This window comes from Aquincola tertiaricarbonis (assembly GCF_000969605.1).
Classification (GTDB): Bacteria; Pseudomonadota; Gammaproteobacteria; order Burkholderiales; family Burkholderiaceae_C; genus Aquincola; species Aquincola tertiaricarbonis.
The window spans coordinates 1-14,683 of the sequence record NZ_JZUE01000033.1 but is presented as its reverse complement, the minus strand read 5'-3'; the positions used below and the strand labels follow the sequence as shown (position 1 = coordinate 14,683).

11 protein-coding genes, 1 other RNA gene and 1 pseudogene are annotated in these 14,683 nt (G+C 71.7%); 6 read left to right on the top strand and 7 right to left on the bottom strand.

All coding sequences use genetic code 11. The features are described 5' to 3' along the window. Window positions 1–39: 39 nt before the first annotated feature. On the bottom strand, window positions 40–1,302 hold the full coding sequence (gene rho / locus VO99_RS25005) for a transcription termination factor Rho (protein ID WP_046115678.1): 1,263 nt from the start codon (window positions 1,300–1,302) through the stop codon (window positions 40–42). 237 nt (window positions 1,303–1,539) lie between these two features. Beyond that, window positions 1,540–1,866 (bottom strand): thioredoxin TrxA, encoded by a 327-nt coding sequence (gene trxA, locus VO99_RS25000; protein ID WP_046115677.1) that lies wholly within the window; start codon window positions 1,864–1,866, stop codon window positions 1,540–1,542. Between the two features lie 199 nt (window positions 1,867–2,065). On the opposite strand from trxA, the gene VO99_RS24995 reads away from it, so the two are divergent. Next, on the top strand, window positions 2,066–3,871 hold the full coding sequence (locus tag VO99_RS24995) for a serine/threonine protein kinase (RefSeq protein WP_157039781.1): 1,806 nt from the start codon (window positions 2,066–2,068) through the stop codon (window positions 3,869–3,871). A 15-nt stretch (window positions 3,872–3,886) separates the two neighbouring features. On the opposite strand, the gene ffs is transcribed toward VO99_RS24995, so the two are convergent. Both ffs and VO99_RS24990 read right to left on the bottom strand, forming a co-directional pair. Then, window positions 3,887–3,983, bottom strand: an RNA gene (gene ffs, locus VO99_RS29810) — signal recognition particle sRNA small type. A gap of 57 nt (window positions 3,984–4,040) precedes the next feature. Next, complete coding sequence (locus VO99_RS24990; RefSeq protein WP_046115676.1) at window positions 4,041–5,180, bottom strand: AIR synthase-related protein; 1,140 nt, start codon at window positions 5,178–5,180, stop codon at window positions 4,041–4,043. Between the two features lie 68 nt (window positions 5,181–5,248). Between VO99_RS24990 and dnaX the strand changes: the two genes are divergently transcribed. The 3 genes from dnaX to recR are packed head-to-tail and all read left to right on the top strand — an operon-like array spanning window position 5,249 to window position 8,376. Next, the gene (dnaX, locus tag VO99_RS24985; RefSeq protein WP_046115675.1) at window positions 5,249–7,390 is read left to right on the top strand and encodes a DNA polymerase III subunit gamma/tau; all 2,142 of its coding nucleotides are present in this window, start codon (window positions 5,249–5,251) and stop codon (window positions 7,388–7,390) included. A 34-nt stretch (window positions 7,391–7,424) separates the two neighbouring features. Beyond that, window positions 7,425–7,751 carry a YbaB/EbfC family nucleoid-associated protein gene (locus VO99_RS24980; protein WP_046115674.1) on the top strand — a complete coding sequence of 109 codons (327 nt, stop codon included), beginning with the start codon at window positions 7,425–7,427 and terminating at the stop codon, window positions 7,749–7,751. A 19-nt stretch (window positions 7,752–7,770) separates the two neighbouring features. After that, the gene (recR, locus tag VO99_RS24975) at window positions 7,771–8,376 is read left to right on the top strand and encodes a recombination mediator RecR (protein ID WP_046115673.1); all 606 of its coding nucleotides are present in this window, start codon (window positions 7,771–7,773) and stop codon (window positions 8,374–8,376) included. A gap of 27 nt (window positions 8,377–8,403) precedes the next feature. Here recR and VO99_RS24970 read toward each other — a convergent pair whose 3' ends face one another. Continuing rightward, complete coding sequence (locus VO99_RS24970) at window positions 8,404–10,104, bottom strand: transglycosylase SLT domain-containing protein (protein WP_046115672.1); 1,701 nt, start codon at window positions 10,102–10,104, stop codon at window positions 8,404–8,406. Continuing rightward, window positions 10,101–10,898 (bottom strand): hydroxyacylglutathione hydrolase, encoded by a 798-nt coding sequence (gene gloB / locus VO99_RS24965; RefSeq protein ID WP_046115671.1) that lies wholly within the window; start codon window positions 10,896–10,898, stop codon window positions 10,101–10,103. Before gloB ends, VO99_RS24970 begins: the two co-directional genes overlap by 4 nt. Before the next feature lie 86 nt (window positions 10,899–10,984). Between gloB and VO99_RS24960 the strand changes: the two genes are divergently transcribed. Both VO99_RS24960 and VO99_RS24955 read left to right on the top strand, forming a co-directional pair. Next, window positions 10,985–11,836: a class I SAM-dependent methyltransferase gene (locus VO99_RS24960; RefSeq protein WP_046115670.1), complete on the top strand. Its 852-nt coding sequence runs from the start codon at window positions 10,985–10,987 to the stop codon at window positions 11,834–11,836. 59 nt (window positions 11,837–11,895) lie between these two features. Continuing rightward, a complete protein-coding gene (locus VO99_RS24955) occupies window positions 11,896–12,348 on the top strand; it encodes a ribonuclease H family protein (protein WP_046115669.1) in 453 nt (150 codons plus the stop codon). Window positions 12,349–12,379: 31 nt separating this feature from the next. Here the strand turns inward: VO99_RS24955 and VO99_RS31020 are convergent. Then, window positions 12,380–14,683 (bottom strand): annotated as a pseudogene (locus VO99_RS31020) (hypothetical protein); the annotation flags it as partial.

Here is a 14,683-nt window from a genome sequence, read left to right as displayed (position 1 = left end):
TTCCCACGAGCGGAAAACCCGGAAGTATAGCGTGGGGCGTCAGCCGCCGCGCCGCATCATGTCGAAGAAGTCCAGGTTGTTCTTCGTCGACTTCATCTTGTCGAGGATGAACTCCATCGCCTCGATCTCGTCCATCGGGTAGAGCAGCTTGCGCAGGATCCAGCTCTTTTGCAGGATCTCGGGCTTCAGCAGCAGCTCCTCGCGCCGCGTGCCGCTCTTGTTGATCAGGATGGACGGGTAGACGCGCTTTTCGGCCATGCGGCGATCCAGGTGGATCTCGCAGTTGCCGGTGCCCTTGAATTCCTCGTAGATGACTTCGTCCATCTTCGAGCCGGTGTCGATCAGCGCGGTGCCGATGATGGTCAGCGAGCCGCCTTCCTCCACGTTGCGCGCCGCGCCGAAGAAGCGCTTGGGCCGCTGCAGCGCGTTGGCGTCGACGCCGCCAGTCAGCACCTTGCCCGACGACGGCAGCACGTTGTTGTAGGCGCGGGCCAGGCGGGTGATGGAGTCGAGCAGGATGACGACGTCCTTCTTCAGCTCGACCAGGCGCTTGGCGCGCTCGATCACCATCTCGGCCACCTGCACGTGGCGCTGGGCGGGCTCGTCGAAGGTGGAGCTGATGACCTCGCCGCGCACGGTGCGCAGCATCTCGGTCACTTCTTCCGGCCGCTCGTCGACCAGCAGGACGATCAGGTGCACCTCGGGATGGTTGGCCACCAGCGCATGCGCCAGGTGCTGCATCATCATCGTCTTGCCGGTCTTCGGCTGGGCGACGAGCAGGGCGCGCTGGCCCTTGCCGATGGGCGCGATCAGGTCGACGATGCGGCCGGTGATGTTCTCGTCGGCACGGATGTCGCGCTCGAGCTTGAACTGTTCCTTGGGGAACAAGGGCGTCAAGTTCTCGAACATGATCTTGTGCTTGTTCTCCTCCGGCGTCAGGCCGTTCACGCGGTCGACCTTGACCAGCGCGAAGTAGCGCTCGCCGTCCTTGGGCACGCGCACTTCACCTTCGATCATGTCGCCGGTGTGGAGATTGAAGCGGCGGATCTGGCTCGGGCTCAGGTAGATGTCGTCGGTGGACGCCATGTAGCTGGTGTCGGGCGAGCGCAGGAAGCCGAAGCCGTCGGGCAGCACTTCGAGCACGCCGTCGCCGAAGACCTGTTCACCGGCCTTGGCGCGCTTCTTCATGATCGCGAACATCAGCTCCTGCTTGCGCAGCCGGCTGACGTTGTCGATCTCCAGCGCCTCGCCCATCTTGATGAGCTCGGATACGTGCTGGGCCTTCAGTTCGGAAAGATGCATGGAGGCGGACCTTGGGAGGGTGCGCCGCTGCCAAGCAAGCGCACCGAACGATCGGCTCGGGCTGTGCCAGCGCCGCGGGGCGAATTCGCTGGATCAGCAAACTCGCGTGCGGGCTATCAAATACACGCTGGTGGGAGGAGCCGACTCCACGCGGTGGATGCCTCTGGGGCATCGGGCGTGGTGGCAATCTGGGAGCTGGCGGGGCTGGGAGCCGTTTCCGCCAGCAGCTCCGGCAGATTATAGATGACCGTCCAGGAATGCGGTCAATTGGGACTTCGACAGTGCGCCAACCTTCGTGGCGGCCACCTGGCCATCCTTGAACAGCATCAGCGTGGGAATGCCACGGATGCCGAACTTGGCGGGCACGTCGCGGTTTTCATCGACGTTGAGCTTGGCGATCTGCAATTTGCCGCCGTAATCCTTCGAAACCTCATCGAGGATGGGCGCGATCATCTTGCAGGGGCCGCACCATTCGGCCCAGTAATCGACGAGCACAGGCTTGTCGGATTGCAGAACGTCGGCTTCGAACGACGCGTCGGAGATGTGCTTGATGAGTTCGCTCATGTCGTTTCCTGAATTGCCGTGAGGCGCGAAACGATTCTGACACAACGCTTTCTCGCGACGCGGTGGCGCGGTCTATGGCAGCCATAGCCTGAGCCCGCTGGCAAACCGGGACCATCTGGCGCCCAAACCGCCCTTTGTTCGGCGCATGCACAGGCCGGCGCCACGGTCCAATCGGGATGTTTTCAGTCGCCGTCGAGCCATGAGCGCCGCTGCACCGTCATCGTCAAAACCCGTTGTCCGCACCTTCGGCCGCTTCGAGCTGCGCCATCTGCTTGGCCGCAGTGCCTGCACGATGGCGTGGACGGTGCTGGATCCGGCCTGCCAGCAGGAACGGGTGCTGGTGCTGCCGCGCTCGCAGCCCAGCGATGCGCAAGGCCTGGAGCGCTGGCTGCAGGCAGCGCGCAAGGCCGCCCGCCTGGACCATCCAGGCCTGGCGCCGGCGCTGGAGGTGGACGCGCACGACCGCTGGCCCTACGTAGCCTATGCCCGCGGCCGCACGCTGGCGGAGAAGCTCTCGCGTGAAGGCGAACCCGCCGTCGACGTGGCGCGCTGGATGGCGCAGGCGCTGGAAGGCCTGGCCTTCGCCCACGAGGCCGGCATCGCGCACCGCGACCTGCAGCTGCACCTGCTGGCCCTGACGGACACCGACCAGCTCCAGGTGATGGGCCTGGAAGTAGCCATTCCTGAAATGGTCGAGGCCCGGCTGCCGGGTGGTGCGCATGGGCTGCAGGCCCAGGGTGCGGCCGCCGGGCGCGACGTGCTTTCGCTGGGCCTGCTGATGCATCAGCTGCTGGCGGCCGAGCCGGCCCTGGGCGAGGCCGACACCGGGCGCTGCATAGAACGCATGCCTCCGGCCGGACGCGACATCGTGCGCCTGCCGTGGGCGATTCCGCGACCGGTGCCGGAGGCGCTGCGTGCCATCGTCAACCGCGCCACCGACCGCCAGGAGCGCCAGCGCTACCACAGCGCCCGCACGCTGGCCCGCGCGCTGCACGGCTGGCTGGACAATGCCTCGCAAGGCGGCGATGCCCACGACGTGCTGCTCGAGCGGGTGCGCCAGATCGGCGCGCTGCCAGCGATGCGCGGCGGCGCGGTGCGCGCGGCGCGACTGGCTTCGCTGGAAAGCGGCCATACGAGCGAACTGGCCGAGCTGGCGTTGAAGGACCTGGCGCTGGCGTTCGAGCTGCTGCGCCAGGTGAACACCGCCCAGGTGCGCGGCGCGCAGGTGGCCGGCAACGGCCCGGTGCTGACGGTTCGCCGCGCGATCGCGATGATCGGCCTGGACGGCCTGCGCCGCGCGGCCCAGGGCCTGCGTGCCTGGCCGGGCCCCTTGAACGAAAGCGGCGAGGCGGAGCTGGCGCGCTGCATCCTGCGGGTCAAGCGGGCGGCGCGGCTGGCGCAGGCGCTGCGGCCGGCCGGCTATGACGCCGAGGTGGTCTACCTCGTCACGCTGATGCAGAACCTGGGCCGGCTGCTGGTGCACTACCACTTCCCCGACGAAGCCCAGCAGATCCACCGGCTGATGCAGCCCGCACCCGGGCGCGACGGCGGCCCGGACGAACCCGGCATGCCGGAGGACGTGGCGGCCTTCGCGGTGCTGGGCGTGGACATTGCTTCCATGGGCGCCGCAGTGGCCCGCCACTGGGGCATGGATGATGCGGTGCTGCACATGATCCGCCGCGTGCCGGTGAACACCCCGGTGCGCCACTGCGACAACGACGACGACACCCTGCGCACCGTGGCCAGCGCGGCCAACGAGGCGGTGGATGCCATGGGGCTGCCGGCGCGGCAGGTGCCGGCCGCGCTCGACAAGGTGGCGCAGCGCTATGCCCGGGTGCTGCACCTGCAGCCGCGCGAACTGCATGACGCGGCGCAGGGCGCGATGCGCGGCGAGGGCGATCCGCTGGCGGGTGAGGAAGACGAGGTGGGGGCCGGCGTGCAGCCGGTGGTCCAGGAGGCCGTGGTGGCCGGCGAGGCGACGGAACTGCCTGCGACGCCCGCCTGACGGTGAGGCGGGAAAGGTGACGAGCCTGATCTCGGCACTGGTTGCAACGGTTGGGGCTGCTTCGTTCCCGACCTGACCCGGTTGGCCGCGCTTCCATGCGAGGAGGCCCGTCGCTGACCATTGTAGGGGCATGCGCCGGTCACCCTGCGCGGGCGACCGGATCGGCGGCTCAGCGCAGCTGCAGGTCGTCGTTGCCGAAGGTGATGTTCAGCGGCTCGATCAGCAGCTGCTTCGGGCCGGCTTCCACGCGGCCGGCCACCAGCGCCGGAACGCCCTGCGCCTGCGCGATCTGCACCACGCGATCGGCATCGGCGGCGTTCACGAAGATGGCGAAGCCCGCGCCCATGTTGAGCGTGCTGTAGGCCTCGCGGTCGTCCTGCCTGGCGTGCTGCTGGATGAACTTCAGCACCGGCGTCACTTCGGGCACCGTGTGGATGCGGTAGGTGAGCTCGGCTGGGTGGCGCAGCAGCTTGCGCCAGCCGTGGCCGGTGATGTTGGCGCAGTAGTGCGGCACCACCCCGGCCTTGTACAGCGCCTCCGTCACCGGCGAATACAGCGTGGTGGGCGCAAGCAGCGCCTCGCCGTAGCTCAGGCCCGGCTGCACCTCGGTGAGGTAGCCCTGCGGCAGCCGCTCCACCAGCTTGCGCGCCAGGCTCAGGCCGTTGGCATGGATGCCGCTGGAGGCCAGCAGCACGATGGCGTCGCCGGCCTGCAGCCGGTCGCCGACCGACAGCCGCTCCTTCGGGTTGATCAGGCCGGTGCAGGAGGCCGCCAGGTCGATGCGGCCGGCCTCCACGATGCCGGCCAGCGCGGGTGTCTCGCCACCGCCCCAGGCCACGCCGCAGGTGTCGCAGGCCTTCTTCCAGCCGGCCACCAGGGCCTGTGCGCGCTGCGCGTCGCCGAACCAGTCGCTGCCGCCGGCGGCCCAGTAGGCCTGCACCACCAGCGGCGTGGCGCCGACGGTGATGAGGTCGTTGACCGCCATCGCGATGGTGTCCTGGGCAATGCCGTCGTAGTAGCTCCTGCCGGTGAGCTGCTGCATCTCGTCGGCCACCAGGGCCTTGCTGCCCAGGCATTCGACGATGCTGGCCAGGTAGAACGGGCCGACGTCCACCACGTAGGCCGATTCGCCGCGCGAGGCGGCCACCTCGGTGAAGCCGTGCGCGGCCAGGTGGCCGGCGGTGGCCGCGGCGGCGCGCTGCGCGCTGACCTTCAGCGGGTCGATCAGGTCGTAGTTGACGCCGGCCTGCTCATAGGTGAGGGCGGCTTCGGCGGGCGCGGCGTCGGCGCGGGTTTCGTTCGAATTCATGGGGCGGGATTATCGGGGAGCGGCGCTGCCCGCCCGGGCGGTGTGCGGGCGCTTCGTAGAATGCCCCGATGAGTTACGTCGTGCTCGCGCGCAAGTACCGCCCCCGAAGCTTCGAGCAGATGGTGGGGCAGGAGCACGTCGTCCGTGCCCTGACCAACGCCCTGGATCAGCAGCGGCTCCACCACGCCTACCTGTTCACCGGCACCCGCGGGATCGGCAAGACCACGGTCTCGCGCATCCTGGCCAAGAGCCTGAATTGCATCGGCCCCGACGGCACCGGCGGCATCACCGCCCATCCGTGCGGCGTGTGCAGCGCCTGCACCGAGATCGATGCCGACCGCTACGTGGACTACATCGAGATGGACGCGGCCAGCAACCGTGGCATCGACGAGATCCGCGACCTGCTGGAACGCGCGGCCTACAAGCCCAGCGTCGGCCGCTTCAAGGTCTTCATGATCGACGAAGCGCACCAGCTGACCAAGGAGTCGTTCAACGCGCTGCTGAAGACGCTGGAGGAGCCGCCCGACTACCTGAAGTTCGTGCTGGCCACCACCGACCCCGAGAAGATGCTGCCCACGGTGCTCAGCCGCTGCCTGCAGTTCAACCTGCGGCCGATGGCACCCGAGGTGGTGTACGAGCACCTGGAGCATGTGCTGAACGCCGAGGCGGTGGAACATGACGAAGCCTCGGTGCGGCTGCTGTCGCGCGCGGCGCGCGGCTCGATGCGCGATGCGCTGTCGCTGACCGACCAGGCCATCGCCTACGGCGCCGGACGCATCGAGGCCGAGGGCGTGCGCCAGATGCTGGGCGCGGTCGACCGCAGCCATGCGGCCAACTTCGTCGAGGCGGTGGCCCGGCGCGACGGCCCGGCGCTGCTGGCTGGCGTGGACACGCTGCGCGAGCGCGGCCTGTCGCCCGCCGGCACGCTGGAAGAGATGACGGTGCTGCTGCAGCAGATGGCGGTGGAGCAGGCGGTGCCCGGCGCGCTGGACGAGACCGATCCCGACACGCCCGCCACGCGCGAGCTGGCCGGCCTGCTGCCGCCCGACGAGACGCAGCTGCTGTACAGCCTGGCGCTGCACGGCCGCGGCGAGCTGCAGCTGGCGCCCGACGAGTACGCGGCGCTGACGATGGTGCTGCTGCGGTTGTTCGCCTTCCCGCCCGCGGGCAGGGAGCCGGCGCCGGCCGCGCCCGGGCCGGGCGGTTCCACGGCGGCGCGCAGCCCCGCCGCCACGCCGGCGTCGGCCGCGTTGAAGGCGCCGGTGGCGCAGGCGGTGGCGCGCACGCAGGTGCCGCCGCGGCGGCCGGCAGCGGGCAGTCCGGTGACGCCGGCAGCTGCGGCGCCAGCCATGCCACCCAAGGTGCAGCAGACGGCAGCGACCAACGCCGAGCCGCATGTCGAACAAGCTCCAGCGGCAAGCCCTGGCGGCAGGCCGCAGCCGCCGATGCCCGAAGGTGCGGCCGCGGCTGCCGCGGCCCGGGTCGCGCCGCTGCCCGCCAGGCCGGCGCCGAGCGCGCCGGTGGCTCCGGCGCCCGGCCGACCGGATCCGGCCGCGCCCACGCCGTCTGCGGCCCTCGCTGCGGCCATGCCCAACCGGCCGACGGCCGCCGCGCCGCGCCACAGCCTGCCCGAGCCGCCGTCCTGGCTGGACGAGGCGCCGCCCGACCTGGCGCGCGAGGCGCCCGCCGTTGCCGCCGACTTCGACCTGGCCGAGGCCGACGTGCTGGCGCTGCCCGCCGTCGCCCGCCCGCCAGCCCCGGCCTCGCGGCCGGCGCCGGCCCCGTTGGTGCTGAACCAGACCGCCCTGGGCGAGCGCTGGGCCGCGGTGGTGGCCGAGCTCAACCAGAAGCAGGCCGTGGTGGCGATGGTGCGCGAGCTGGCCATGCAGGCCGAGCTGGTGGGCATCGACGAGGCCGCGTCCGATGGCGGCAAGCCGGCCTGGCGGCTGCGCGTCGAGCGCGAATCGCTGCGCACGCCGTCGCTGGTCAACAAGCTGCAGGCGGTGCTGGCCGACGTGGCGGGGCTGCAGGTGCAACTCCTGCCCGAAGCCGGCATCCCACAGGACTCACCTGCGCTGCGCGACCGGGCCGAGCGCGAGCGCCGCCAGCGCGAGGCCGAGCAGATCATCCTCAACGACCCGGTGGTGCTGGGCCTGATGTCGCGCTTTCCCACCGCGCGCATCGTGCCCGGCTCCATCAAGCCGCAATGACGTCTTCCACCCCATTCAACGGAGCGATCCAACCATGATGAAGAACCAACTCGCCGGCCTCATGAAGCAGGCCCAGGCGATGCAGGACAACCTGAAGAAGGTGCAGGACGAACTGGCCACCATCGAGGTGGAAGGCCAGTCCGGCGCCGGCCTGGTGAAGGTGGTGATGACCTGCAAGCACGACGTCAAGCGCGTGACCATCGACCCCAGCCTGCTGGCCGACGACAAGGACATGCTGGAAGACCTGGTGGCAGCCGCCTTCAACGACGGCGTGCGCCGCGCCGAGGCGCTGAGCCAGGAGAAGATGGCCAAGGTGACCGCCGGCATGCCGCTGCCGCCCGGCATGAAGATGCCTTTCTGAGCTTGGCGGCGCAGCAGCCTTGGCCACTTCGCAGCTCACCACGCTGATCGACGCGCTGCGCCGGCTGCCCGGCGTGGGCGTGAAGTCGGCCCAGCGCATGGCCTACCACCTGCTGCAGCACGACCGGCCGGGCGCAATCGCGCTGTCGGGTGCGCTGGCCGCGGCGATGGAGAACGTGCGCCACTGCGAGCGCTGCCACACCTTCTCCGACACCCCGGTGTGCGACGTCTGCAGCGACGGCAGCCGCGATGCGCGGCAGCTGTGCGTGGTGGAGACACCCGCCGACCAGGCCGCGCTGGAACGCTCTGGCGGCTACCGCGGCTACTACTTCGTGCTGATGGGCCGGCTGAGCCCGCTGGACGGCGTGGGCACGCGCGAGCTGGGCGTGCAGCCGCTGATGGCACGCGCCCGCGACGGGCAGGTGCAGGAGGTGATCCTGGCGTTGAGCTTCACCGCCGAGGGTGACGTCACCGCCCATGTGCTGCAGCAGGCACTGGGCGCCATCCAGGGGCCGGACGACCGGCCCTTGCAGGTCACGCGGCTGGCGCGGGGCGTGCCGGCCGGCAGCGAACTCGAATATGTGGACCTTTCCACCATCGCCCACGCGCTGGTCGACCGGCGCTGACGCAGCGCCGGTCCCCGCCGGGGCCCTTCAGCGGCGGACGCTGCCCGGGCCTTCGGCCACGCGCAGGCCCGAACGGTCGGTCGACTTGGAGCCGCCGGTGCCGGCCACCCGGGTGCTCTTGGCCGCCTTGCTGCGCACCGGCGGACTGGCCTTGGCCACGCGCTTGACCGGTGCCTTGCTGGCCTTGGTAACGACCGCGGCGATGGCCTTCTGGCTGGGCTTGACCGTCTTGGCGGCCGATGCGGTGCGGGTGGTGGCCACCGCATTGGGCACGAACACCACGATCTGGCTGCCCGCCTTGAATCGTGCGCCCGATCCCACGTCGTTCCACTGCGCCACCTGGGCCGGCGACACGCGGTAGCGGCGGGCGATCGAGGCCACCGTCTCGCCCTTCTTGCCGGCCTTCAGCGCCACGCGGCGCAGCGGCGGCACGTCGGGCGCCAGCAGCATGGCGGCGTTGTCGGCCACGTGCACCGGCACGTCCGACTGGCGCTGCGGGCTGCGCGGCACCAGCAGCGTGGAACCGGCCTTGACCAGCATGCGCGGCGGGATGCGGTTGATCTCGCGCAGCTCCGACTCGCCCATGCCCACCTGCTGCGCGGCATCGGCCGGCTTCATCGTGCGCGGCACCACCCAGGCCGTCCAGCTGGCCAGCGCGCCTTCATGGCGGCGCAGGTTGTGCAGGAAGGCATTGGCGTTGTCGTAGGGCAGCAGGATCTGCGGCGTGCCCGAGGCCAGGATCACCGGCTTGTTCATCTGCGGATTGAGGTCCGCGAAGTCCGACGCCGACATGCCGGCCAGCTTGGCGGCCAGCGCCACGTCCATGTCGCGCTCGATGGGCACGCTCAGGAAGTAGGGGTGGTTCTGCAGCGGCGGCAGCGTCAGCGCGAAGTCGGCCGGGCGGCTGACGATGTTCTTCACCGCCTGCAGCTTGGGCACGTAGTTGCGCGTCTCGTCGGGCATGCGCAGGCTGAGGTAGTCGGTCGGCAGGCCGGCCTTCTCGTTGCGCGCGATGGCGCGCTGCACGCTGCCTTCGCCCCAGTTGTAGGCGGCCAGGGCCAGGTGCCAGTCGCCGAACATGTTGTGCAGGCGCTGCAGGTAGTCGAGCGCGGCGCGGGTGGAGGCCAGCACGTCGCGGCGGTCGTCCCGGAACATGTTCTGGCGCAGTTCGAAATCGCGGCCGGTGGCCGGCATGAACTGCCACATGCCCGAGGCCTTGGCCACCGACATGGCCTTGGGATTGAAGGCGCTCTCGATGAAGGGCAGCAGCGCCAGCTCGGCTGGCATGCCGCGCTTCTGCAGTTCCTCGACGATGTGGAACAGGTAGCGGCCGCCGCGGCTGGTCATGCGCTCCACGTAGTCGGGGCGCGAGGCATACCACTGCTCATGCTTGCGCACCAGCTCGTTGTCCAGGTCGGGCATGGCGAAGCCGTTGCGCACTCGCACCCACAGGTCGGCACGGGAGGCGGCATCGTCGATGTCGATCTGCACCTCGGGGCGCAAGGGGTCGACCGGCATGCCGGCGGCTTCGGCCGCAGGCGGCTGGGCCGGCGCGCTGGGTGCCGAGACGGCCTCGGGCAGCGGCGTGGCAGGGGTGGTGGTGGTGGATTCGGTGTCCGGCGTGCGGCCATTGCCGGTGGGCGGCGCGGTGGTGGCGCAGGCGGTCAGCAGCAGGGAGGCGGCCAGGGCGACCAGGCCCTGTGTTCTTCGGGGATGTGGCGGATTCATCTGAATTGGTTCTTCCATTCACGCAGCGTGGCAAAGACCGTGACCGGGGCCGCGTCGGGCGCGCCGTGGTCACGAGCGGCGCGCACGACGGCCGGGGCCTCGCTGCGCAGGAACGGGTTGATCTCGCGCTCGCGCGCGATGGTGGAGGGCAGCGTGGGCTGCCCTGCGGCGCGCTGGTGCTCGCACCAGCGCAGGTGGTCGGCCACCGCGCCGTTGCCGGGCTCGACGGCCGCGGCAAAGCGCAGGTTGGACAGGGTGTACTCATGCGCGCAGCACACGCGGGTGCTGCCGGGCAGGGCCGCCAGGCGGCCGAGCGAGTGGTGCATCTGTGCCGGCGTGCCTTCGAACAGCCGGCCGCAGCCGCCGGAGAACAGCGTATCGCCGCAGAACAGCACCGGGCCGGCATCGGGCGCGCCGGGCAGGCCGTCGCGCAGCAGGTAGGCGATGTGGCCGGCGGTGTGGCCGGGCACGTCGATGACCTCGAAGCGCAGGTCCATCAGCGTGACGAGGTCGCCATCGTCGACGCGGGTGCAGGGCTCGGGCAGGCGCTCGGCGCGCGGGCCGTACAGCGGCAGCGGATCGGCGGCGGGCAGGCGGGGTCGCAGGGCATCCACGCCGCCGACATGATCGGCATGGTGGTGCGTCACTAGAATGCCGGCCAGCTCGAGGCCCCGCGCATCGAGCGCCGCCTCCACCGGCGCACTGTCACCCGGGTCGACCACGAGGGCCCGGCGGCCATCGTCGATCATCCAGATGTAGTTGTCGGTGAAGGCGCTGAGGGCTACCAGGTTCATGCGTGGGGGTCGCTACCGCGAGTCAAGCGGAATTATAGAAAGCCGATCCCCCGTGAAAGCCTTTGCGCAACGCCACTTTACATACGATGCTTAATGTGCCGGATCACGATCGGCTCGTGGCCTGGCTGCAGACGCCGCCCGGGCGCTACCTGCTGGCCTGGGAGCAGGACCGGCTGGACCGCGCCGTGGTCGACCTCTTCGGCTTCCATGCGCTGCAGCTGGGCCTGCCGCAGCTCGACGGCCTGCGCACCAACCGCATGCCACACCAGTGGCTGGCCACCGACAGCGCGGAGCCGGCCGCGCCCGGGACGCCGCCCGACGCCGCGGCGGAGCCGCTGATCACCGCGCCGCCGCGGCAGGTCGCGCTGCACTGCGACTTCGATGCACTGCCGTTTCCCAGCCAGAGCATCGACCTGGTGGTGCTGCCGCACACGCTGGAATTTGCGCGCGACCCGCACCTGACGCTGGCCGAGGTGGAGCGGGTGCTGGTGCCCGAGGGCCGGGTGGCCATCCTTGGCTTCAACCCGGCCGGGCTGTGGGGACTGCGCCAGCGGCTGGGCCGCATCCGCCGCGGCCTGGGCGGCAAGGCGCCGCTGTACCTGCCGCAGTCGCCCGACCTGATCCACTACTGGCGGCTGCGCGACTGGCTGCGGCTGCTGAGCTTCGAGGTGGAGGGTGGCCGCTTCGGCTGCTACCGGCCGGCGCTGCGCTCGCAGCCCTGGCTGGACCGCTTCGGCTGGATGGACGGCGTGGGCGACCGCTGGTGGCCGGTGCTGGGCTCCGTGTACTTCCTGCTGGCCGTCAAGCGCGTGCGCGGCATGCGGCTGGTGGGCCTGGCGCGGCGGCAGAAGGTGGCCCGCCAGGCCGCGCCCGCGGTGGCCGCGCATCGGCAGCCGGCCATCCACCGGCAACCGTCCGACGATTTCCCTGTTGACTGAGAACCCATGACCCGAACAGAGAACCACACCCGTTCCCGCGCCGCTGCCGGAGCCTGCGCATGAAGTGGGTGGCCTACACCGACGGCGGCTGCGCGCCGTCCAATCCCGGCCCGGCCGGCTGGGGCGTGGTGCTGATCGCGCCCGACGGCGTGACCGAGAGCGACCATTACGGCTTCATCGGCCCCGGCACCAACCAGATCGCGGAACTCACCGCGGCGATCGAGGGCCTGTCGCGCGTGCCCGAGGGCGCGGCGGTGGAGCTGGTGTCCGACAGCCAGTACGTGCTCAAGGGCATCAGCGAATGGCGCGCCGGATGGGAGCGCAAGGGATGGCGCAATGCCAAGGGCGAGCCGGTGGCCAACCTGGCGCTGTGGAAGCGCCTGTTCGCCCTGGTGGACGCGCGCCGCGTGAGCACCCGCTGGGTGCGGGGCCACAACGGCGAGACCTACAACGAACGCGCCGACGCCCTGGCCAACCAGGCGCTGCGGCTGCGCGACAGCAGCGCGGCCTGAACCACCGGCGCCGCCGCGCCGGCGCCCGCGCTCAGGCACGCGCCGGCGCGGCGGGCTCGAACAGGTCGTCGATGGCCTGGAATGCGGCCTCGTCGGCATCGTCCCGCGGTGCCCAGCCGATGCGCGCCACCCGGTCCTCGTCCTCCTCCACCAGGATGGGCAGCGGATCGATGTCGCGCCAGGCCGGCGCGGTGGTGGCCAGGCCGGCCAGCAGGCCGCCGGTGCGGCCCACCCACCACAGCGCACCGGCCGACAGCAGCACCACGCCGACCTGCAGCGACAGCTGCATTGCATCCGCTGCGGCGTCCGGCACCGGGGGCGCGCTCTCCAGCCGCAGGGCCGGCGACAGCCATGGCGACGGCTGCGCCGGCTCGTACCAGCCGGCCCACACGGCGGCCGGCGCGATGAACGATGGCTGGCTGTCGGACGACAACGGCCCGGCCGGCAGGCCGGTGGTGTAGGACCAGCGCAGCGTTGCCACCGACAGCGTGTGCAGCACGGCCGCGGCACGGCCGGCCGCGGCGGCCTCCGGCGGCAGCGCCTTGTGCACCGCGAGGCTCGGCAGCGATGCAACAGGCGCGGGCGCGGGCGCGTCGGCGGTGGGCGGCGGAGGAGGTGGCACGTCGGGCCAGGGCGGCGGGGCCAGCGTGGCCTGCGGCGCTGCGGGGGCGGGGTCCGGATCGGGAGCTGGCGAGGGGGCCGGTGCCGGTGCGGGTGCCGGTGCGGGTGCCGGTGCGGGGGTCGGTGTGGGTGCGGGTGGGGGGACCGGCGCAGGTGCAGGCGCCGCCAGCACCACGCGGCTGTCGGCCAGCGCCCGCTGGGCGCCGCCCAGGCCTTGCGCGCCCCGGTTGCCGTCGTCCAGCGTCCAGCGCAGCCACAGCTCGCCTTGGGCGGCGGGGTCGGCCTGGTGGTACTGCAGCGTGCGCAGTGCGGCCTGCAGCGGCGCGGCGCCCACGCCGGGCAGCACCTGCAGCTGCAGCTGGCCGTTGCCGTGCTGTACCACGGTGGCCACCGGCTGGCCGTCGTGCAGCCACAGGGCGCCGGCAGTGGCAGGCAGGCCGGGGGCCAGGAACAGGTCGCCGGCCACCGGGCCGCCGGCACGCGCCAGCGTCAGCAGGCTGCCGCCGAAGTCGTCGCGCGCCGACAGCTCGGCGTCGGACAGCCACAGCGCCGGTGCCAGCGCCACCGGCGCGCCGGTCCACTGCACGGCGGTGGTGCCGCCCAGGCGGGGCACGTCGTTCTCGGCCTGCACCTGCGCCTGCAGCAGGTCGGTGGCCTGGCTGAAGGCCGGGCCCGCGACCACTGCGCGGCTGCCTGCCGCGCCGGCATCGGCGGCGTCCCAGCCGCGGTACTGCAGGCTGCCGCTGCCGCCGTCCGGCCCGCCGGGCAGGAAGCGCAGGCGGTCGTCGGCGCCCAGCAGCAGCGCGCTGGCTTCGGACACCGGGCCCACGTCCTGCCAGCTGCCGCCGCCGTCGCGCGTGTACTGCCAGCGGCCGCCTTGTTCGCTGCCGCCGGTGAGCGCGATGCCGGGCGCACCGCCATCGGCATCCGTCAGGTGGCCGGCCAGCAGCGACGAGACGCTGGCGCCGGCCGGGTCGGTGTCGGTTTCGCGCACCGTGGGCAGCATGGGCGCACTGGGCTGCAGCACCGGCGCGTCGGGCACGTCGCTCACTGGCTGGGTGATGCTGTCGTCGGCGCTGCTGAAGGCACTGCTGCCGCCCCTCAGGCGGGCATCGGCGTGCTGGCCGGCGCTGCCGGTGCTGCCGTCCCAGGCGCGGTAGTCCAGCCGCGCGGTGCCGCCCTGGCGTCCATCGGGCATGAAGCGCAGCAGGTCGGCGTCGCGCAGCAGCAGGGCATCGCCCTCGCTCACGCTGCCCACTGCCTGCCAAGTTGCGCCGCCGTCCAGCGAGTACTGCCAACTGCCGCCGGAGCCGGCCGTGCCGCCGGTGAGCGCGATGCCGCCCGAGCCCGAGCCGCCCGCATCGGCATCGGTGACGCCGCCGCGCAGGCTGATGATGCTGTGGCCAGTCGGCTGCAGGTCGTCCTCGGTGATGGCGGGCAGCACCGCATGGCGGGGCGTGAGCACCGGCGCATCGTTGACCGCACCGACGCTGATGGACGCGGTGTCGCTGGCGCTGCTGAAGGCGCTGCTGCCGCCAGGCAGGCGGGTGTCGGCCAGGCTGCCGGCCGTGCCGGCGGACTGGTCCCAGGCGCGGAAGCCGAGGCTGGCGCTGTCGGCGCCGCTTCCGTCGGGCAGGTAGCGCAGGCGGTCAGTGGCGCGCAGCAGCAGCGCGCTGTCGTCGGTCACGCTGCCGACCGCGGCCCAGGTGGCGCC